General features: G+C 48.7%; 25 protein-coding genes. 21 read left to right on the top strand and 4 right to left on the bottom strand.

The window, feature by feature from the left end; translation table 11 throughout:
* The first annotated feature begins 13 nt into the window (after nt 1-13).
* The 7 genes from OGX80_RS21960 (at nt 14) to OGX80_RS21990 (ending at nt 3,958) form a co-directional block, all read left to right on the top strand.
* Nucleotides 14-361, top strand: a complete 348-nt coding sequence (locus tag OGX80_RS21960; RefSeq protein ID WP_200076344.1) for a contractile injection system sheath initiator — start codon at nt 14-16, stop codon at nt 359-361.
* Entirely contained in the window at nt 348-1,757 is a 1,410-nt protein-coding gene (locus tag OGX80_RS21965; RefSeq protein ID WP_286471456.1) for a baseplate protein, read from the top strand. The genes OGX80_RS21960 and OGX80_RS21965 overlap by 14 nt, the downstream gene beginning before the upstream one ends.
* A complete protein-coding gene (locus tag OGX80_RS21970; RefSeq protein WP_286471457.1) occupies nt 1,757-2,512 on the top strand; it encodes a hypothetical protein in 756 nt (251 codons plus the stop codon). Before OGX80_RS21965 ends, OGX80_RS21970 begins: the two co-directional genes overlap by 1 nt.
* A complete protein-coding gene (locus OGX80_RS21975; protein WP_200076341.1) occupies nt 2,505-2,735 on the top strand; it encodes a phosphoglycolate phosphatase in 231 nt (76 codons plus the stop codon). The genes OGX80_RS21970 and OGX80_RS21975 overlap by 8 nt, the downstream gene beginning before the upstream one ends.
* On the top strand, nt 2,735-2,971 hold the full coding sequence (locus OGX80_RS21980; RefSeq protein ID WP_286471458.1) for a hypothetical protein: 237 nt from the start codon (nt 2,735-2,737) through the stop codon (nt 2,969-2,971). The genes OGX80_RS21975 and OGX80_RS21980 overlap by 1 nt, the downstream gene beginning before the upstream one ends.
* Entirely contained in the window at nt 2,971-3,603 is a 633-nt protein-coding gene (locus OGX80_RS21985) for a hypothetical protein (RefSeq protein WP_286471460.1), read from the top strand. Before OGX80_RS21980 ends, OGX80_RS21985 begins: the two co-directional genes overlap by 1 nt.
* Nucleotides 3,604-3,688: 85 nt before the next feature.
* A complete protein-coding gene (locus OGX80_RS21990) occupies nt 3,689-3,958 on the top strand; it encodes a hypothetical protein (RefSeq protein ID WP_200076338.1) in 270 nt (89 codons plus the stop codon).
* 16 nt (nt 3,959-3,974) lie between these two features.
* On the opposite strand, the gene OGX80_RS21995 is transcribed toward OGX80_RS21990, so the two are convergent.
* The 4 genes from OGX80_RS21995 to OGX80_RS22010 form a co-directional block, all read right to left on the bottom strand.
* On the bottom strand, nt 3,975-4,475 hold the full coding sequence (locus tag OGX80_RS21995) for a tail fiber assembly protein (RefSeq protein WP_286471461.1): 501 nt from the start codon (nt 4,473-4,475) through the stop codon (nt 3,975-3,977).
* Nucleotides 4,472-5,659, bottom strand: a complete 1,188-nt coding sequence (locus OGX80_RS22000; RefSeq protein WP_286471462.1) for a tail fiber protein — start codon at nt 5,657-5,659, stop codon at nt 4,472-4,474. Before OGX80_RS22000 ends, OGX80_RS21995 begins: the two co-directional genes overlap by 4 nt.
* Before the next feature lie 113 nt (nt 5,660-5,772).
* Nucleotides 5,773-6,288 carry a Ref family recombination enhancement nuclease gene (locus OGX80_RS22005; RefSeq protein WP_286471463.1) on the bottom strand — a complete coding sequence of 172 codons (516 nt, stop codon included), beginning with the start codon at nt 6,286-6,288 and terminating at the stop codon, nt 5,773-5,775.
* A 17-nt stretch (nt 6,289-6,305) separates the two neighbouring features.
* Nucleotides 6,306-7,844 (bottom strand): ERF family protein, encoded by a 1,539-nt coding sequence (locus tag OGX80_RS22010; RefSeq protein WP_286471465.1) that lies wholly within the window; start codon nt 7,842-7,844, stop codon nt 6,306-6,308.
* Between the two features lie 298 nt (nt 7,845-8,142).
* On the opposite strand from OGX80_RS22010, the gene OGX80_RS22015 reads away from it, so the two are divergent.
* From OGX80_RS22015 to OGX80_RS22080, 14 genes are all read left to right on the top strand, one after another.
* Nucleotides 8,143-8,490: a hypothetical protein gene (locus OGX80_RS22015; RefSeq protein ID WP_286471466.1), complete on the top strand. Its 348-nt coding sequence runs from the start codon at nt 8,143-8,145 to the stop codon at nt 8,488-8,490.
* A 640-nt stretch (nt 8,491-9,130) separates the two neighbouring features.
* Complete coding sequence (locus tag OGX80_RS22020; RefSeq protein ID WP_286471468.1) at nt 9,131-9,673, top strand: hypothetical protein; 543 nt, start codon at nt 9,131-9,133, stop codon at nt 9,671-9,673.
* Nucleotides 9,670-11,028, top strand: a complete 1,359-nt coding sequence (locus OGX80_RS22025) for a PBSX family phage terminase large subunit (RefSeq protein ID WP_286471470.1) — start codon at nt 9,670-9,672, stop codon at nt 11,026-11,028. The genes OGX80_RS22020 and OGX80_RS22025 overlap by 4 nt, the downstream gene beginning before the upstream one ends.
* Nucleotides 11,025-12,398: an anti-CBASS protein Acb1 family protein gene (locus OGX80_RS22030; protein ID WP_286471471.1), complete on the top strand. Its 1,374-nt coding sequence runs from the start codon at nt 11,025-11,027 to the stop codon at nt 12,396-12,398. The genes OGX80_RS22025 and OGX80_RS22030 overlap by 4 nt, the downstream gene beginning before the upstream one ends.
* Nucleotides 12,385-13,740 (top strand): phage minor head protein, encoded by a 1,356-nt coding sequence (locus tag OGX80_RS22035; protein WP_286471472.1) that lies wholly within the window; start codon nt 12,385-12,387, stop codon nt 13,738-13,740. Before OGX80_RS22030 ends, OGX80_RS22035 begins: the two co-directional genes overlap by 14 nt.
* Entirely contained in the window at nt 13,718-14,731 is a 1,014-nt protein-coding gene (locus tag OGX80_RS22040; protein ID WP_200076354.1) for a DUF2213 domain-containing protein, read from the top strand. The genes OGX80_RS22035 and OGX80_RS22040 overlap by 23 nt, the downstream gene beginning before the upstream one ends.
* Nucleotides 14,731-15,522: an Ig-like domain-containing protein gene (locus tag OGX80_RS22045; protein ID WP_286471474.1), complete on the top strand. Its 792-nt coding sequence runs from the start codon at nt 14,731-14,733 to the stop codon at nt 15,520-15,522. The genes OGX80_RS22040 and OGX80_RS22045 overlap by 1 nt, the downstream gene beginning before the upstream one ends.
* Nucleotides 15,523-15,539: 17 nt before the next feature.
* The gene (locus OGX80_RS22050) at nt 15,540-16,478 is read left to right on the top strand and encodes a major capsid family protein (RefSeq protein ID WP_286471475.1); all 939 of its coding nucleotides are present in this window, start codon (nt 15,540-15,542) and stop codon (nt 16,476-16,478) included.
* Nucleotides 16,479-16,480: 2 nt separating this feature from the next.
* Nucleotides 16,481-16,735, top strand: coding sequence for a hypothetical protein (locus tag OGX80_RS22055; protein ID WP_286471476.1), 255 nt, complete (start codon nt 16,481-16,483; stop codon nt 16,733-16,735).
* A gap of 9 nt (nt 16,736-16,744) precedes the next feature.
* Nucleotides 16,745-17,104 (top strand): DUF4054 domain-containing protein, encoded by a 360-nt coding sequence (locus tag OGX80_RS22060; protein WP_286471478.1) that lies wholly within the window; start codon nt 16,745-16,747, stop codon nt 17,102-17,104.
* Nucleotides 17,105-17,225: 121 nt separating this feature from the next.
* Nucleotides 17,226-17,699, top strand: coding sequence for a hypothetical protein (locus tag OGX80_RS22065; protein ID WP_200076326.1), 474 nt, complete (start codon nt 17,226-17,228; stop codon nt 17,697-17,699).
* Nucleotides 17,696-18,049, top strand: coding sequence for a hypothetical protein (locus tag OGX80_RS22070; RefSeq protein ID WP_286471480.1), 354 nt, complete (start codon nt 17,696-17,698; stop codon nt 18,047-18,049). Before OGX80_RS22065 ends, OGX80_RS22070 begins: the two co-directional genes overlap by 4 nt.
* The gene (locus tag OGX80_RS22075; protein WP_286471482.1) at nt 18,049-18,831 is read left to right on the top strand and encodes a phage neck terminator protein; all 783 of its coding nucleotides are present in this window, start codon (nt 18,049-18,051) and stop codon (nt 18,829-18,831) included. Before OGX80_RS22070 ends, OGX80_RS22075 begins: the two co-directional genes overlap by 1 nt.
* Complete coding sequence (locus tag OGX80_RS22080; protein WP_286471484.1) at nt 18,832-20,190, top strand: DUF3383 family protein; 1,359 nt, start codon at nt 18,832-18,834, stop codon at nt 20,188-20,190. It begins immediately after the preceding gene.
* Nucleotides 20,191-20,192: the final 2 nt, after the last annotated feature.

Below are 20,192 nucleotides of genomic sequence, written 5' to 3' on the forward strand. Positions count from 1 at the left end.
GGATGAATTACTGATGCTGGACATTATGCAGGACGAAAACGGGGTGATTCTCCGTAACGGTGATTTCGTGCTGGACGGCGGAATTGACGGTATAGCGCAGCAGGCCGAAATAAGAGTAGGAACAAATCGCGGGGAGTGGTGGCTTGATGAAACTCAGGGCTTGCCGTGGGTGCCTGGCATTATGGCATCACGACTTCCGGCGTCGATTGTATCCAACATGATTAATGCAGAAGCAAGGCGCACACCGGGAGTTAGCGACGCAAAGACAACCGCCATCAGTGATGTGAAGGGGAGTTACACAATCCGCTTTGCGGTCTACGTTGGCTCAGCCAGTACAGAGGTTACAAGTGGAATTAGTTAACGACAGTGGCTGGCATGGTGCCAGATTGCCGGAGCTACGCGGCGACAAATACGAAAAGTTAAAGGTTCCATTGGGGGATGTTAACCCCGATGGCGATTCGTTGATCGGGCAAACTATCGCAATAACGGCAGAGGATGACCTAAATATTATTGAGGCCATCGGCTGGGTGTTTTCCGGCTTTTTCATCTCAATGGCAGAAGGCGCACAGTTAGACGGGCTGGGAGAGAGATTTAACTTGCCACGCCGTGGGCTTACGCGCTCTTTAGCTTATGTCATCTACCTTTTAGAGCCGGGTCAGGTCATCGGTGCCGGGGAAACTTTTACCATTTCCGGCAGTTCGGGTGATTGGGCGACAAACAGTGAAGTAAAAGAAGATGGAAAGTCGGCAACAGGATACGTGCTGAAAGTGCGTCAGGATGCCATTACAAGAGGCAACACCTTTACTATCAACGTGTCAGGAAAGCCGTATTCAACTCAGTATCAGGAGGGCGATACCTCAGACACAATACTTAATCGTTTGTATGCACAGATAACTGAGACTGAAACATCACTGACAACGTACCAATCAGCATACGGGGCATTACTGTATGCCGCCGATGGAAGAACGGTAATTCAGTTTTCTTTTGCAGATGACGTGTTTGATATTGTTCGCGCAGGCCTTCCCGCCACAGCCTACTATCAGAGCGATACAGAGTTTCCAGGCGTTTTATTTGGCTATGTTGCAAATAATGACATTCTGGTACTTGCAAATGGCGTTAAGGGCTATCTCATTGAAGATGATGAGTCCTATCGCGAACGCATACAGGCAGAAGCGGCGGCGGCTCGCGCTAACATCAGTGCATCACGCCCCGGTGTTAAAAACGCCGTGTTAGCGGTAAGTGGTGTCTCATACGCATCAGTAGAGACGAACAGGGGGATTAATACCAACGCGGAGGGAATCCCCGGCAAGTCGATACAGGTATTTGTAGCTGGTGGTAATGATGATGATATCGCACAGGCTATTTATGATGCCGCCGCCGCAGAATGCGGTTTTTATGGTGATGTATCAGGGACAGCGACTGATGGCGAAGTAACAGAAACGGTGTATTTCAGCCGTCAGAGTTTCCAGCTTATTTACGTCGATGTGTCTGGTGATGTTTGGGATGGAGAAACAACAGGAAGGCCAGCGGATTACATCAGTGTTACGAAAAACACAATAACAGCGTACTTTTCGCAACTTACGCCGGGTAAGGATGTGTTTTCCGGTCAAATTTATGCCCGATTGCTAACAGCGTTTCCGACTCTTACTGATGTTACAGTAAAAATTGGCACTACATCACCCCCAACGGATAAGCATGTTCCAGTAGGTAACGGGATAATCGCGGTGACTGACTCAAATTCTGTGACGGTGGCGTAATGGAACCGGTAATCAAAAGCCCCGAGCAACTCGCCAAAGAGCGACTGACCTCAAAAGTGCGCCATCAGAGAAACATTGACTTAATCGCAGGGCTAAAATCAGGCAACGCAAGCATGGTTGCGGCGATTGAGTATATAAAAAAGGGGTTTTCTCTGACGGACTCAACGGGGACTCTCCTGGACGCATGGGGGGAGCAATACAGCATCAAAAGAGACGGGCGAGACGATGATGATTATCGTAATGCTCTGCAACAGGCTAAAGCTGGGCTGAGCGTTTCCACGCAATCAAGGCCATCAGTAGGCGCATACATGCAACAGGTATATAACCTTATCTGGCTTCCATTAAGTCGGGTAGGCTTAACTACTGGTGCAGTTGGCGCAGCCTTCAACCGTGTTCCTCTGCGTACTGTATTTGTCCAGTGTGGCGGTATGGCTCCAGATATAGAGTTACCTGATTCGCTTGTTTCATCGACTTTTGGCGGTGACGTATACAGCGCCGCCACCCCACCAAATGTAAGACTCACACACCACGCGCCAATGTTCCCCGGAAATGCGTTTCCGTGTGTATGGGCTGGGATTAAGTATGAGAAAACACAAAAGACGATCCGGGCAACAGAATCTCAGGGAATCAGGGTAAGGGCGCTTAAGTCGTTATTAACCCGCATTGACGGAACGGCAACAGTAAACGATGGCGCTCTTATTACGCCATTCAACACACTGGTTACGGTCAAACAAATGAAGGTGAAAAATGGATAGCTGGGCGGAAACAGACAAAACCTATAAGGGGCAAGGGGGAACCGATATCCCCAATAAGCAGGAGCCATCACAAGAATTACAGGCTACCGGCTTTGCGCCGACATATTTTGATGAAAACGGAAATCTTGTGTTCGGCGATGGACTTTCAGCACAAGTGATGAATTTCATACTCAAAGACTTGTACAAAAAATATCGTGATTTGTTAGCCAGGGTGGAAGCGTGATGAATAGCTTCGCGACTGTAAGCCGCATCTATCCTTTTCGTGGTCAAAAATATGCCAGCGTAAAACAGCCATCAGTTGCTAAACAGACTGATGGTTTTAAGCCGACATACATCGACCAGACGGGAAAACTGATTCAGGGTGATGCAGTTGATTTTGCTGAACTGAATTACATCTTTAACGACCTGTACGCACAAGCCGCACACATTGACCAGCTTCTTACAGCTAAGGGGAAATAATGGCATTAACACCGGAAGAACTGGTAGCAATATCCGACCTTGAAAAGGCGGCAATTAACGACGCCAGCGTTGTACCTGATTGGGTCATGCCAGCGGAGGTACGCGGCAGTAGTGCGCCAATTAACAGCATACCGTATCCACAACACACTATTGATGTGTTTGGCGGGCTTCTGGCTGGTTCGTGGTCGCTAAAGTTCCAGAACCCGCTACAGCGCATCGTGTGCGATCTGGAGATATTTCACGGCGAAAATGCACCATCATCAACGCCGCCTGACCTGTCAGCGCTACAACTTACCGTCGCTGGCTTCGACAAAGCTGTGATTTTTTGCCCTGCAAAAACAGCGACAGACAGCGCCCCGGCAAATTACCTGAATCTGGCCGTGTCCGGGATAGCGCCGAAATACAAGCTGGGAGGTAAACGGCGTTTTCTGGAACAATCCGGGCTGGTGGTCATCCCGTTAACGATGATTTTGCTGTCCACGCAGCCTTTGACGAGCCAGGAAACAAGCCGCACGCTGTCAATCACGCTTAAGCGGAAAAATGAGAGCCAGATGACAACTGCGCCGATAATCAGCGGCATGGTATACAGTAACCCTCTGCCATCAGCGCGAGATATCGCACAGGCATCGTGACCGCTGGTGAATAAAAAAAGTCATTCCGTTGATTTGTGCCAACATATCCCTGATTTGTTAATAACATTTCGGGGATTTGTCTTTTATGAAAGTAACAACACGCAAAAAACCAGCATTTCGGGACTTTTACGAAAATGGCATGTTCACACGTATAGTGGCAACCAAAACGGAGGAAGGAAAATGGCGGTTGTTCGGTCTGCATCGTTCGGTTGAGGCGGCAATTTTCGTTGAAGCGGCAAGGGGAGGCATCCGGGAATGGTCTGGGCTAAACCACCTGGGTGATTTTTGTGATTCGATAGGGATAACGCTTTGGGAGGTACATCACAAAGGGGCAAAGAAAGAACAGGCCGCGTAAGTGCGGCCTTTGCGGTTTATTCTGGCGTTTCAGGCCATTCCGGTTTGCTGGTATCAACCCTGTTAACCTGTACGCGGTACTTTTTCCACTCAATCAAAAGCGCTGTTTCTTCTTCAGTTGCTTCACCAAGATCTACAGCATCCTGAAGGGGGGCAATTGCAGCCGTAGCCACCGAGAGCAACTCAGCTTTCTTTGCTTCCGCTTGTGCTATCAATTCTTCCTGAGAATACTGACGCGGCTGAATCACGCCGTCTTTAAATACACACTGACCAATGCTGAAATCCTCCGGCAAAATCGTCACTTCCGCAACGCTTAACCCGGCCGGAAATAACGATGAAGCATCCTTATCACATGCAACAATTAATCCCTCGCTGTCATAGGCTACTTTGTATGAATCACCCCCGAACTCTGACTGGCACTCATACCAGTCAAGCCCGCTTTCATCCCGCAGATAAAGAGCACTCGGCAGGTCTTTATTATCAGGTTCATATAATTCGAAGTGTTTAAAAATTTTCATAACTGAGATACCGTTACCCATTGGTTGTTAATGAATTTTTGGACTGGACGGGCATATGCACGATCGGGGGTGTCTGGTGTCGGCCATCGCGGAGTATCCCGGTCAAGTATGGCTGTCAGCATGTGCCCAGAAGGAGCGGTAAGAGAGGCGTCTGAACCATTAGCGGAACCACTCACCATCACCTGAGCGCCCAGCCTGACATCCCGAACAAAACGCGCATCGCTTTCTGCTTTCGTATAAGCCTGACCAGCAGGGGTGTAATTACCTTTAGCCTGATAACGGTTGTCAAAGTTTGCATAATTACCGGGAATGATTTGTTCTTTCATTACCAGTCGTCCCATACGGACATCTACATATCCCATGACGCCGCGTGGCGCATCAGCAGGAAACGAACTATAAAAACCTATTCCATACCAGCTTTGCAGTAATAAATTTGCGCCATTAAAACTGGCATCATCAGCACCAAAGTTAATGCCGACCATTCCAGCATCGCCGACCTTACTCCCCCGTAGAGTAAGCCCTTCATTAAATCGAACGAATTTACTAAAAACACCCCCATTCGATGCGGATACGGCATCAACATCTGATGAGGTGGGCTTATATAATGTATTGTAGAATTTTGACCATGTAGCTGTTTTATTCGCTGTATTAACAAGGCCGACATAAAAATGTACGTTGCTGGTCAAAGTTACCAAATATTGATTGCTGTAAATATTACCAGCATAAACGGCGAATCTTGTATTACCAGAATCAGCAGGGATGCCCACTGTCGGCGAGGTGGTTCCGCTTCCCATCGCGTTATACTCGCCTGAGCAAGTAATATCATAAATACTGGCTAACGATTTAACGCTACCGTTACTCACACCAAGACCATAATCACCAACTTTTAATACCCGCCCAGCGGTTACATCATGACTTGATGTTGTCACATCATTTGTTGCGGCAGTACCAAGTCCTTTCCAGCCACCTCCAGTTAGAGTGTATACATTCCAGTCTGATGCAATAAATTTTCGTTTGGGGCTGGAAACAGGTGGAAGAACAATTAACAAACCATTAGTTGTTACTGGCGCACTGGCATTACCAGCATCAACAGGATAGATGCCGGGTGCCGTTACATTTTTTAAATCAACACTGGTTGCCAGCGCAGATTTTAGCATTAGAGCACCGTAGTTATTTTCTGACATATACACCTCTTTTAGTCGTATCGTGGCTATTAAAAGGCATGAAGGGGAAGGGATACAGCAAAGAGGGGGAGCGGTAACGCCACCAGATGAACGCTGGCGGCGTTTTAGAGGATTCAGGCTATCATCTCAAGGCAAAGGCTATATAAATGCTCCTGTGTGCCGTTTAGCGCTTCGAATGCGGCTTTACCGCCATGAATACCATCAGCATGAACCGGAACCAGCCAAGGATAAATTGCGCGTATCGCTGGTGGCGCGGCGTATTGATGATGGTGATTGCACAGTGGCAGCACAAAAGCATGAGCACCGGCAATCGTTCGTCCGTTAATGTGGTGCAAACCTACAACTTCGTTAATGACACCATGCACATAACAGGCAATACAGGGTAAAGCCCCGATTTTATCCATCAGCAACCGTTCAGCGGCGCAGGGTGTCCGTCCCTTTAACCCGCGTTTAAATGGTTTGTTTTTTGCCCGTTCAATGTAGCGGGATTGACGTTCCCGCTGTTTTTCGTATTGAGCCTGACGCCATTCAGGGTTAGCCAGCTTTTCCCGCTGGCGCTCTATAGCTCGCTGTTGGTACGTGCGCTGACGCTCAAAGTTACGTTGTAACTTTTCTTCTGTAGTTTTCATGTAGAGCACCCCGCATATCAGTACGGTAATTCTGATTCGGGGATGTATACGGGCAACTCACTATTTAGCCCGTCGCATTCAACATGAAGAATAAGCGTGTCTATATAACTGGCTGTATGAGCATCACAGCGTTGCGCTATTTCGTGAAGCTGTTGCAGTTTGGTGTCTGTGTCAGTGTTTCCCGCAGCAATCTCACGCGCTATATCGGCTTTTTGTTGCATATCGTCAGGCGCATCAATGCGCTGTGCTGACTCTGTGAGTGTAGGCGGTAGTGTGTCAAAGTTCGCATTCCCGGCAATCAAAGCATTGGTGTAAAACACCTTACAGGCTTTGAGCCAGTTACGGCGAGCGTAGCGCGTGTCGTTGCGTTCTGCCTTAATATCCAGCCCCATAGCGATATCAGCGCCAATGAGTCGCTCGGCGATTTCCGCTATCTCATCATCATGACCAGCCTCAATTGCAGAAATAAAGGCTTCTTCTTCCGGGGTGGTAGGTCGTTTGTCTGGCACAAAGGCAGATGCTGTGACAACGCTGACCGCTTCGCGGGTATCAACAATGCTGTTGGCGGCAGCGGCAGAAACAGCACATGACGTAACTGATTCAGCAATAGCCATTGCCACATCAGCGGTTACATGGTTCCCTGTTTCATCGTCTATCAGTTCGTCACCGTCAACGCGATAACCATTGTAAAAATCCTGCCAGAGTGCATCCGTCAGGCCAAAACGGGCGACGGTATCACGCGCTATGCCTTCGTCATCCATGATGCGATCTGCGCCGCTTATAAAGTCCTCAGCAAGTTCAGAAGGTGTGCGCAAAAACGGGTTGCGGGACTTAGCCTGGGCGATGGTAGCACTACCAGAAAACTCGCCCGAGGCAACCAACACATTGAGAATGGATTCAGGTTTTGTCCGGCTGCTGGTGGTCGGCTTCCACTTGCGGCTACTGTTCCGCGCCCGTGCTTTCCGGCGTTCGCGTTTCGCGTCAGCCTGGTCAATGTCGTCATCACCGTCAGTGATATCCAGCGCCTGACGCAGACCATAGCGGCGAAAATAGCTAAACGACGCGCCCACGCGCTGACATTCGTCCAGGCGTTTATCTTCTTTGATGTAGGCTGGGAGACGGAAAGAAACTTCCGTGCCGGTTGGGATATGGATAAACGTTGTCACCATATCTAAAGGCAGTTCATCACCTTTCTCAAACTCCTGTTTGAGCATCAGGCCATGCTGGTAAATCGGCTCGCGCAATAAGTCCAGCAGTTGAGCCAGCGAAGCAAACGTAAAATCCAGCGTTTCGTTGTAGTTGTCGCGTTGCGGGTTTTTCAGTTCGCGCACCATATGCGCAAGCGCTTCCTGCGCGTTGGCATACTGCTTGCCGGGCGCTACATACACTTCTGGTGCAGTAGTGGGTTGCTGCTGTACTTCCGTTTTTTCGCCTTCATTTGAGGTATTTTTATGAACAGGCATCATTGCGGCACTGGCATAACCAGCAGCTTTAAGGGCGGTAAGGGTGTGTGCGACCAGTTCGGCGGCATCGGGGATAGTGAGTAATGTACTCATAGTTGTTGCTCCTTTGCATGAGACTGAAACCCTTTTGTAGAGGGTGGGGTGGAGCTACAAACCGTGCAAAGTCGGCGGACTTATTCACAGACGGAGAGGCCTGCTATTCGTCGCACTCCACCCCATAATTCAGCACTCATACGGCAACAGCCGCCAGAGCATAAAATACGGGCGCAAAAAAATCACACTGACGGGGTGATTCACCGCTTTGCATAGGTGTTTGTAGCACCTAAGATAGATCTTATTTCAACTACAAATTAGAATCAAGCAGGAATTGTGACCAGCAACGGGTATTGATTTGAAAACGCCAAGCTATGCCATCATCAAAGTAAATTCAAAAGGTGAGGCCAGAATAACAAAGCAACTGGAACAGCAGATAAAGGCGACATCGGAAACATTGAATAGAAATTGGCGCAGTGAGCGAAAAAACGCCCATATAGCTGGAATGAAGTATTTCCGGCTTAGGTGCATTTCAACTAATGGTGATATCTGGTGGGTGAATCCTTCGCACGTTGCTCTTGAAGGCGTTGCGTTCCATATTAGCGAGATTTTCAGTTGTCAATGTTGCTTTCCTGAATGGTTGTTTTCTGAGGATGATGTAGCTAAAGCTAAGGCTGAAATTGAGGGGCGAAAAGCAACTGTTTAATTGGTAAGTAATTTGTTGCTATAATCCCGCCCGGTGCTTGAGGCTATCTGTCTCATGTTACCGTGCGACAGATAGAGAAAAGCCCCGAAGGTCAATTTTCATTAACCAACGAGGCTCTTATCGTGACTTCGCAATCCGATTATAGCCTCCCCACAGCTAAGGAGGCAACTTTGTTTTACAAAGGAGTATTTTTGTTTGTCGCGGTATTTATCGCGGCGTTACTGGCGTACACCGCTCTAAACCGGACGCTTTGTGAAGCGTCAATAGGTCAGGGAGGTGTGCAGGTAGCGGCAAAGTTTGCCTACGAAGCTAAGGAGAGTCGCTAAATCAGGGCGGGGGTAACACCCCGCCTTTCTGACTGCGATGCATAGCCTAAGCACCTTTAAACGCCGCTCCTTCGGGGGCGGCTTTTCTTTATCTGCTGTTACCTCTCACACTATCTTTTGTCTTATCTCATCAAAAAACCATAATGGCATCTGCCACGGACAGGTAGCGCATTGCCTGTTACTCATTGCTTTTGTGACGCTTTGCCACTCCACCCCCGGAGTGGCTTTTTTTATTTGTACTACACGCCAGCGGTCACGCTGTTTTTGATCCTCTCTTTTCCCCGCTACGCTGCAAGCCTCACAAGGGGGGTATTGTGACAATAAAAATAAACAGGCGTGATGATGCATTTGCAAAGCTGGTTGCTGAGGCGCGGGAAGCGCCGGGATTCAGCTATGCAAAATCGCGCAATCGTGATTACAAGGGCTTTAACGATGATTTTCAGGCTGAAAAGTTACTTAAAGATAACGACATACAGCAAGCAGTAAGCATTTACCGTAAGCACATTATTGCGTCTGACATAGTCGGGCGTCAGGAAGCATTAATTGACCTGTCTGGCCGTTTTCGCGCCCCGGACGCCGCTGACGTGATGCTGCAATTACTGGCTCTGGAAAAAATGCGTCTTGAGCCAGAAGTATTTCAACGAAAACTAGCAGAAATAGACACAAGAGCCGTAAAAAACATCAAAAAAACAAAGCATGGCTGGCAAGTCGAGGGATTAGATAAAAGCCATCTTGCTCACCGCATCATGACGATAGCCGGGGTTGATGTGAGCAAACCTATAACCGATGAGGGTAAAGCCCGTGCGCGTCGTTTGTTGACAGATATTTTTGGTGATATGGGCGGTAAAACTCAATGACAGGAATGCCTGATTTCAAACTCAAGCCCATGCGAGCAATTATGCGACCGTTGTTTGAGTCGCATCGCGTCAAATGCCTCTATGGTGGGCGCGGTTCAGGTAAATCATGGGATGTTGTTGAAGCACTGGTAGAGCTTGCCGTCAGGTCTGATATTCGCATCTTGTGTTTGCGCCGGGTTCAAAAGTCTATTTCATCATCAGCCCACAAGTTGATAGCCGACACTATACGACGCCTGGGATATGAGCATGAATTCACTATAACCAATAATGCGATCCGTTCAGAGGAAGGCGCTGAATTCATGTTCATGGGCTTCCAGTCAAATCTGGATAGCATCAAATCTACCGAGGGCGTTGATATTGCATGGGTGGAGGAAGCGCAGGGGATTAATGCTGAGGCGTGGGACGTTCTCATGCCAACAATCCGCCGCCTGGCTTCTGAGGTGTGGATAACGTTCAACCCCGGCTATGCATGGGATGAAACGTATGTTCGTTTCGTCCTGAATGCAGAAGATGATTGGTTTGTTTTACGTGTTAACTGGGATCAAAACGAGCATTTCACGCCGGAACTGGAAAAAGAGCGTCAACACTGCCTGAAATATTATCCAGACCGATATGATAACATCTGGGAAGGCGTTCCCGTTAGTGAGTTGCCGGGCGCGGTGGTACATCGCGGCAATCTGGAAAAACTTTTTGTTAGTCCTGATTCGAAGCTGGCTAAAGCCTGTCGCACCGGGGTTAAAACGGCTGTTCTGGATGTTGCTGATGAGGGTGACGATGATTCTGTATTGTCATTCTTTGACGGGCGTTTTTTGTACCGTATGGAGCGATTACAGGCGCGTGACCCTGTGCAACTGGCAGTACAGGCGCTAAAACTCGCGGAAGAAGAAGGTTGTTCCGTTCTTATTTACGACTCCGTGGGGGTTGGTTCCGGCGTTCGTGGTGAGCTGAACAAACATGAAGATTCAGACATTGAATTTAGAAAATTTGTCGCTCAGGGCGAAGTCTTACGCAAAAAATCGCGGTATCGCGGTGGTCGTAAAAACGAAGAAGAATTCCATAACCTACGTGCCCAAGCGTGGTGGGCGTTCCGTGACGCCGTTAATGATACGGTTCGCTGGATGGAAACAGGTATTGTGCCACCAGACGGCTTATTTGCCATTTCAGACCAAATTCCGCGCCGATATCGTGAGCGCATCCTGTCCGATTCGACTGGCGTTATGTGGGAAACCACGCCAGACGACAAAATTCTTATTGAAGCGAAGAAGAAAGTTAAAAAACGGTTAGGCGTATCTACTGACTACGCCGACGCCATATTCCCCCATCTGGTACGCATGAAATCAGGAATTATCGAATGACGAACAAAACCAGCTTAATTCCCACTGAGGGAGTTTTAACAAAAGAAGGCTTGCAGCCTGCCAGCTATAACATTGACAGCTATGTGACCATGATGGAAAGCGTATCACATGGTGTTAAAGGTGCTGCCGGGATGGGTTCACCAACGGCTAACCGTATGAAGGCCAGAGCCGCAGAGGGTAAAATTCCGCTGGTGGCGGCGCTGGCGGGTGAAACATCCGGGATAGGCTGGCGCATCATTAGCGAGCCTGTAGCCGCTGCAATGCTAAACGGCTTCGATATCATTACCGATAACCCGGAAGATGATAAAAAAATAAAGCAACTGTTTGACGATATGCGCATCTGGCAGGGCGTCGAACGCGCCACTGTGCTTAAGCGCCATCAGGGATGGTCGGTGCTGGTCATGGGTGATGATTGGGTACGTAGCCACGGCGCGAACTGGATTACGCCATCAAATGACTGGTTCTCTGATTATAACGATCCACTATTCGGATTGCCGGAAGGCTGGCGTATTCAGCTTAAAAGCCCGATAGGTGGAGAAGTTTTTATTGAGCAGGAGGATTCGCTTCTGTTTGGCGATCCAGAGTATCAGCCGATTTATGGTAGCGCTGGCGTTGAATTTGGTGAGCCGGTTCTCTGTAAACCATATGCTGCGTTACAACGGCTTGGTCTGTCCCATGAGCTAATCATCAGCATACTGTCACTATCAGTACAGGATATTTATAAAAAAGAAGAACTTGCAGAAGATTTAAAAACAGCTAAAGGCGAAGCGAGAGCCGCGCGGCGTCTGGCTGGCATTGCCGCTACCAGGCATTTGAATGACATGGTGGCAATAGATAAAGATGAAGAAATTACCCGTTTGCAGTCAACCATGACGGGTACAGCCGACCTTGTTGATATGGCTATCAAGCTGGTGTGCGCTGAAACGGGTTTTCCGGTATCAATGCTGGCTGAACGGCGGTCAGGCTTATCTAATAGCGATACCAGCGCAGATGCACAATGGCAAAACCTTGTTTCACACATCACCACCAATGACATTATTCCTGCGCTGAAAAAACTGACCTTACGCTATCTGGGCGTGAAGGCCGACTTTGTGCCAAACAAATCACAGGGGCAGATAGACCGAGAGGTAGAAAGGGACAAGAAGGTAGCGGAAACAGCGCAACTTTATTACCAGATGAGAGCCATCACCAGCGAAGAGGCCAGGGCAACGGCGAAAGAAACCGCCGCCGTAACGTTACTGACAGAGACCGCGCCAGCAACTGGCACCATTGATGACCAGAATGATGACAATTCAGACCAGAACAGCGGCAATGTAAACCAGAATCACAATGATAATACCAGCGAGGATACCAATAATGCCGAAGAGTGAACCACGCTATGACGCTGGCTATCCACTGGCTATAGAACTGGTTTACGCGCAAAAGCTGGGTGATAACACCCGGCTTTTTTGTAAATGGGTTCGCGATGCCTGTTTAAAGACTTACCGGGCAATCGGTAAATCCGGCGCAATCCTTAATACTGATGCGGCTGACGGTAAAGATGTATCCGTTGACGATGTGCTGGGGGATTTCCTTGCTGCTGCAACGGTCAAAAAAGTGCGCGTTTACATTAAGCGGCGAGCCGGGAAGAACTATTCCCGTATGACGAGAGAGCAACAAGAAAGGCTGATAAGGTCTGTAACTCAGGAACTATTGCCTGATGCGTCCATTTTCCTTAAAGCTATACCAGCGTTATTAAAAGATGGGGAATTTGGCGCGGTTCCGGCTTATGTTATCAGTGAAGTCAGGCGACAGGCAGGAATAAGCCTGGCTAAAGATTTCGCCAAGGTCACAAACTCCAGACCCGATACTTATATTCGCATCATCAACCGCACCGCCGATGAAGTTCAGACCGCCATTGTTAACGGCAAATTTGGTTTTACAGATGAATACTGGCAGAACTATTACCAGCGCTTTCGCGTTGATGGCGTGAATCTGATTGACCTGAAAAAGGGATTGCCAGCCACACCAGATACGGCGGGGGCAATCTCTAAGCAGGTAGCAGCACTATCCGAACCGCTACGAACATCCAGCCTTATCCCGTCGCTGTCAGCGATGGACACGACCGCAACACAGCTTGCCGAATCTTCTCTTGATGATTTCCGTCTCATCATTAAAGCCGCCGCTAATGTTGACCTTGCGCCGGGGATAAAAATTCCACATGAGAGCATGGCAGACCTTATAGCAGTCGATATTTATGACGGTGATAAGAAGCTGTTGCAGCAAACCGCCGACTGGTTAACGGAAAGCATGGGGCGCATGGAGAATGTTTCTGATGAAGCGCTTCAAAGGGGGATTAACGTAGTCCAGCAGGGGTTACGCGAAGGGCGCGGTGTAGATTACATCGCTAATAAGCTGGCTGATGAAATGGAAATTCCTTATCGCCGCGCCCGTAATGTTGCCCGTAACGAGATTGGCAATCAGGCATGGAACCTTGAGGAAGCCAACGCCCGTATTGCCGGGATGAGCATATACCGCTGGCGGGGCATGTTAGACGAACGCGAGCGAAAAGAGCATGTTGAGCGCGAAGGTAAGGCATACACGCCGACCAGACCGCCAAGAGACGGGAACCCTGGGCAACCCAACGGTTGCCGATGCTTTCCTGAATGGTTGTTCTCTGCGTCGGATGTGGAAGAAGCGGAGAAAGAAATTGCTGCAAGAAACACAGGTTAACGTTGACGCAATAAAGCAATGGGAGATAACCCCGGAAGGTTATCTCCAGATAGATATCCCTATAGCCCGTCCGGGCGTACTGGTTTACGACCGCAAACGCGGTGACGCATTCACGGCTAAAGAGTACCGCTCAGCCGATGAATTGTTTAACCAGGACTCAATGAATACCTTAATCGGCAAGCCTGTGACGGTGTCACTACATCCTCGTGGCGGTCTGGTGACTTCCAAAAATTACCGGGCGGTCAGTGCTGGTGTAGTTACATCCGTGATGCGTCAGGGCGATGAGTTAGTAGCCCGCGCTCTTATTCAGGATGAGAAATCTATACGCCTGATTCAGCAGGATAAAAGTTTACGTGGGGCGTCTGCTGGCTACCAGTGTGACGAAAAACCCCGGCAAACGGGGCGAGCACCTGACGGGCAAGAATTCGATACAGTGCAAAAGGGGATAAATTACAACCACTTAAGCATTGTTCGCAACCCACGGGTAAAGACAGCAACATTCAATCTGGACGGTGAACCGATGGAATTAGAAGAGGCGTTAGCCAAAATCGAACAACTGGAAGCGGATAAAAAAACGCTGACCAGTGACCTTAGCACTGTGCGCGGTGACTTGCTCAAAGCAAATAACCGCCTGGTAAACATGGACTCAGCCAGCAATGAAGCATATGAGCGCGGCGTTGCTGATGGTCGTCAAGAGCATCAGCTTAAAGAAGCTGCAAAGCGCCTCAACATCAATACCGACAGTTTGGGTGATATCGGTCTGGTAAAACAGGCAATCATTCGTAAAGCCAACCCGGAAGTAAATATGGATGGCTGGAGTGATGAGCAGGTGGATGTTGCGTTATCTATGGCGCTGGTGGCTTGCGGCAAAAAATTTGAGCAAAAGCCCCGCAATCCACGCATTAACAACGATGAGCAAAATGGCATCAAAAATGACGCGCACAGTGATTACCAGTCGCGCATGTTTGGCAAAAAAGAGGCTGGGAAATAATGCAGACAACGATTAAAAGTGATTTTGACGCCGGGTTGCCGGGTGATTTGGCTGTCCTGCCGTCTTTCCGTTCATCTGCCAGCGTTACTTCCCGCCGCGCTGGTGGCGAAGTCGCGCCGGGCGATGCTGTAAAACTAACGTCAGGCAACGATTCCACCTGCATCGCGCTACCTGATGATGGTAACGCTGCTGATGCAATTGGCATTGCGGTTACAGCGCATTCAAACATGCCATCAATGCCGGGTTTTGGCAGCAATACCCGTATCGGCGTGGTCACTATCAACTGCCCGGTAGGTATCGTTGAAAATGGCCCGATTCGTGTAGCGGTTAAATCTGGTGAATCCCCGAAAGTGGGCGATCTGGCTGTGCCGAAAGGCCGTAACGCCACTACCGGCTATATGGAATGGGGCGTAGCGGAACAGGACGCAAAAACGCGTTTTCGTTTTGAAACGCCAACACAGCGCGGCGGTACAGCCATTGTGATGGTTGTTGATGGTGAACTACTGAGCGCGGGGTATCCGCGTGATGTTCCCGTAACTGGCGTGGCACTTGCCCCCAAAACAGCAACCAAAGCCGCAGGTGAGACACAGCAACTTACCGCCACAATCTCACCAGTCGGGGCAACCAATCAGGGCGTTACATTTGAGACCAGTAACGCGAATGTGGCAACCGTTGATAACGCTGGTCTGGTGACATTTAAAGAGGATGCTCAGGCTGAACAAACCGCAACAATTACGGTACGAACCGAAGACGGTGGTTTCACTGACACCGCTGTAATGACCGTTGGCTAACAGGGAAACCGCAAAACATGAATGAGAAACATTTAGGCGCATTGATGGCGCAAATTTTAGCAGAGGCTCAGGCTGGTGGCTCAATCCCAAACCTGAATACGGATGAGCAAGGGCTAATTTTTGCCCGTGACCTTATCTCCATGTCCAAAGATGTATACATGGAAGAAATGCCCGCACCTGTTGCGCTCACCATGTTCCAGCAAGAACCGGGAGTGAACGAAGGTTCAAAGTGGGTTGGATACCGCATGTATTCAGCTCAGGGTATGGCAAAAATCATGGCTGCATTCGGTACGGATATGCCAATGATGAGCGCAAGAGGGCGGGAATATTTTGCGCAAATGTATACCTTTGGGCTTGGTTATGGATATACATACGACGATGTATTATCGGCGGCTATGTCCGGGACTCCACTTGATAATATTCTGGCGCTGAATACCAGAGAAGCCCATGAGCGAACTATTTCTAACTTGCTGTGGCGTGGCAATAAGGAATATCAGATTGTGGGCTTCATTGAGCATCCGAACATCCCTATGGTGGCGCTAAAAGGTGGTTGGGCCACGGCTGATGGTGATGATATTTCGGATGATGTTTCCGCACTGATTGCTGCTGTTAACTCCAGCAAAATCTACGAAACAAACGAAGTTCATTTCCCGTCAAAAGCCTGGTCAAGGATTCAGGGTAAACGCCTTTCCGGTACGCTGGGTACTGTGCTTTCCTTCCTGCGAACGTCTTACCCGGAAATCTCATTCAGGAAAAACTCTGATCTGGACGATGAGGGAATCATTATTGCTGTTGCCATGACGCGCCGTCATTTCTCGCAAGCAACACCAATTCTATTCCGGCAATTGTCAGTTCAACGCTCAGGACTTGATTTGTCTATTCCCTGCCTGTCGAAGTCGGCAGGGACTATTGTTCGCGCACCACTGGCAGCCGCTAAATCTTCAAAGGTAATTTAAAAATGAATGAATTAAAGACCATTAACCTGATTAATTTAACCGAAGCACCAATTCACATTCTTGCAAAGAATGAAGAAGGTGGTATTGAAAATGTCGTCATTGCGCCAACCGATGTTGTACCCGTTCCCGCCGCAACGCTCTCTATTGGGGGAGTAAAACAGTTTCTGGATGAGAAAAAATTGAAACAACTTTCTGATGCAGAAGCTAAAAAACTCAAAAAAGAGCATGACGGCGCATTAACCTCCGAAGACGAATAGGGGCATAGCATGACGGTAAATGACTGGCTCGCCATTCTGCTACCGGGGGTATCACTTGATAAGGGCGCTGTTAGCGCCCTTTCTTCTCAATGTGAGCGGCTCTACGACCTTCGAGCCGCAGCGGATTCCGGTTATGACGTTGAACGCCTTAAAGCGCTGTACGTTGCCGCAAATCTTGCCCCTATAGCTGTTGAAGGGATTAGCGCCAGTGTGCGCGGCGTCGCAAGCAGACGCGAAGGGAAGGTGTCTGTGAGCTACACCGAGGCAGCGCAGAAGGCAGGATGGCAGGGGACGCAGTGGGGGCAGGAGTTTTTAGACGCTATGGGTTCTTTGTCCGGGGGTTGCATTCTCATTGGTCACGCCTCGTAACGGGATTTTATTCTGCGAAATGCTGTTGGCCAGCCTTGGCGCCCATAGTGAAAAAATGGCAAATGCGCATTATCACAGATGAATATTCCAGTTTTCAAAAAAAGCATACGGAGTTTGATCCATGCGCGGAGGTGCAAGGTTAGAAACGAAGGGGGCAGACAGGGTAATACGCCAGCGAATTAAGGCACTGGCTGGCGTACAGCTTACTGTCGGCATCCACCGGGGGAAAACCAATAACGGTGTTGATGTGGCGTTATATGGAGCATGGAATAACTTCGGCACTAAAAACGCTATGGGATGGGAGCTAATACCAGAACGCCCGTTTATGAAATTCGCCTCAGACCGTATTGCCGACTGGATGAGGTCAAATGAATACAAAGACATTTTACGTGATGTTGCGCGTGGGAAAATCACACCGCAACAAGCTATAGCAAGAATTGGCGCTAAAGCTGTATCCATTACCCGCAAGACTATAGCTGACTCTGCGCTATACCGCCCTAATTCCGATATCACTATTGCCCGAAAAGGCAGCACTAAACCGCTAATACACAGCGGTGTACTTATCCAGACCGTCAATTACAGGGCTTTCACATGAGACGATTAATTCAATTCTGGCAACCGCTACCCACTGAAATTGTAGGCGGCATAGTTCGCCAGGAATATTCAGAACAACAGTCAGCTTTTTTCAGTATGCAACCGGTTGATGGTGGCGGCTCATTCAAAGCGTATCTTGCAGCGCGTAAGCCTCAAGATTACATGGAAGCCATCGGAGAAGTTGATTTAGCTGTAACAGAAGAAGGCGAGCATAACGGCGCTATCGTATTTTGCTCTGGCAAATATTATGAGGTGGTACAGCGTCAGGAATGGCAGAACGGCGTTATTAACCACTATGAATACCTGTTATTTGGGATGAAAGAAAAGGACGCATTAGCGCTGGTGGGATAATGACTAATTATACGGTTAAATTAATGACCGTTTCAGGTGAGGTTGATTATCCAGATTACCGGGCTGAGAAAGCGACTTTCACCGCAAACGGAAACAGCAAAGATATTTTATTCACGCCATATAACGGGCGAGACCCGTCTTTCATTACATCTGTAACGCTGGATGATGGCAAAGGCAATAACGTTACCATCCCGGCAGATTTTCGTCTGGACGTTGGTTGTGTCGTCAAATTTCCAACAGGCACACTAAGAGTGTCGGACGAACAGGCAAAGCCAACGATACTTAACGGCGCACCGTATCTGGCTATGGTCAGGTTAAGACAGGCATTCATTGAATTAACTGGTGATAATCCGGTATATGCGCAACAAAAATTGCCCGAACCAGAAAGCCCGTTTACAGCCATTCACTTACTATCTTCAACGCGGGAACCAAATCCATTTGCTAAAACATGGGACGATGATTATCGCGTGTATCACTATAACTGCGCTGCACAGATTATAGCCATTCGGTCATCGGACGACGCGCAGGCTTTTCTTGAGAACTTTCTTTATGAAGCTGATTCAACTGAGGGGGAATTTTGGCAGTTTGATAACAACTGCGTCATTGACCGCTCAGGCGATTTCGAGAATAGCTCACCTCTAATTGATAACCTCATTTATCAGCAAATGGCACAGGTGACATTAACCCTGCAATTTGTTTTCCGGCACTACAAAAAAGAGCGCTGGATTGATAGCGCAACGGTGAAAAAGAACGAAGTGACGTTCCATATCAAGGGTGCATAAATGGCGAATTTAAGCAGGCTTTTTAGTGTGAAAATTGGGCGGCAAACAACAGCCGCGCAATATGGCGTGTTTGGGGTGGGGATTATCCTTGCTCCGGGTGCTGCATTTTTTGGTCTGAAATACTCAGATTTTGAGAATGCTGATATTTCCAGCTTCAATGATTTGTACCGGGTTTACACCAGTGCTGATGATGCTATTTCTGATGGCGTGTCAGGTGATAACCTGCTGGCGGTTCAGGCTTATTTCTCACAAAGCCCGTCACCTGACACGCTTGTAGTTGGCGATTTATCCGCAGCCTATAGCAAAACCATGATTAAGCTAACGGGCGTTCCTGTTGCTGGTGCTCCAGCAGAAACAAAGGCGACCATCGGATATATCAAGGGCAATGAATACCGTCATGGCAGTTTTGACGGTGAAAACTGGTCAGGAAGTAACGGGATTGCAGATGATATCGTTGCTGATTCCGGCGCTGAAGGTCAGTTCCTCGTTGAAGGGCGTATTGTTTATCTGGAAGGTGCGGCAGTTGCTCACGAATCGTCTGTTGCTTTACCAGCGGCGGTTAGCTCTGCAATTGCAGCCATTAAGAACCAGTACAACAAGTTTTTCATGTCCATGACGCCATCACGCAACCTTTCGATTCAGAAAGAAATTGCTGACTGGACTGAATCGCAAATTGATAAAATGGCGGTCTTTATTGATGATTATTCATCGCCAACCTGGGCGGACGATAACATCACCAAATACATCCACGATAAAAACATGGCGGGTTCGTTCGCCATATCCACCAAACGGGAAAAGAACTTCCTTGATGCGGCTCTGGCTGGTCGCTGTCTGGTTATGCAGCCGGGTTCCGAAACATGGGCGCTTAAGACACTTAACGCTGTCCAGGCTGATGACTTCACCGAGACCGATTATCAGAAAATTCAGGCGCTCAACGGCAACACCTTCGAAGATTACGGCTCAGGCATTACGGTAACGTATCCGGGAACTTGCGGCGATGGTGAATCCATTGAGGTGGTGCGCTTTGCGTACTGGCAGGCTGACCGTATGCAAAAAGACCTTGCGACTCTGTTTGTGAACAGAAACAAAATTGGTCACGACATGCCGGGTTATGAGTTGGTGTGTAACCAGATGGAAAGCTCACTGAAAGCAGGTCAGACCGCTGGCGGCATCCTGGAAAACTTCACTGATGAAAACGGCGACTACGTCCGTGGATTTGAAGTAATCCGCCCCACAATGGCAGAGGTCAGCGCAGCACAGCGCATCAAGGGCGACCTGACCGTTAAATTCAAATTCTACCTCCGCTATGCCATCAAGCATGTTGATGCTGTTGGTTCGGCAATGACTTACGGGATTTAACT

Origin of the sequence: Citrobacter sp. CK194 (genome assembly GCF_030333395.1) — a bacterium.
Taxonomy (GTDB): Bacteria; Pseudomonadota; Gammaproteobacteria; order Enterobacterales; family Enterobacteriaceae; genus Citrobacter_B; species Citrobacter_B koseri.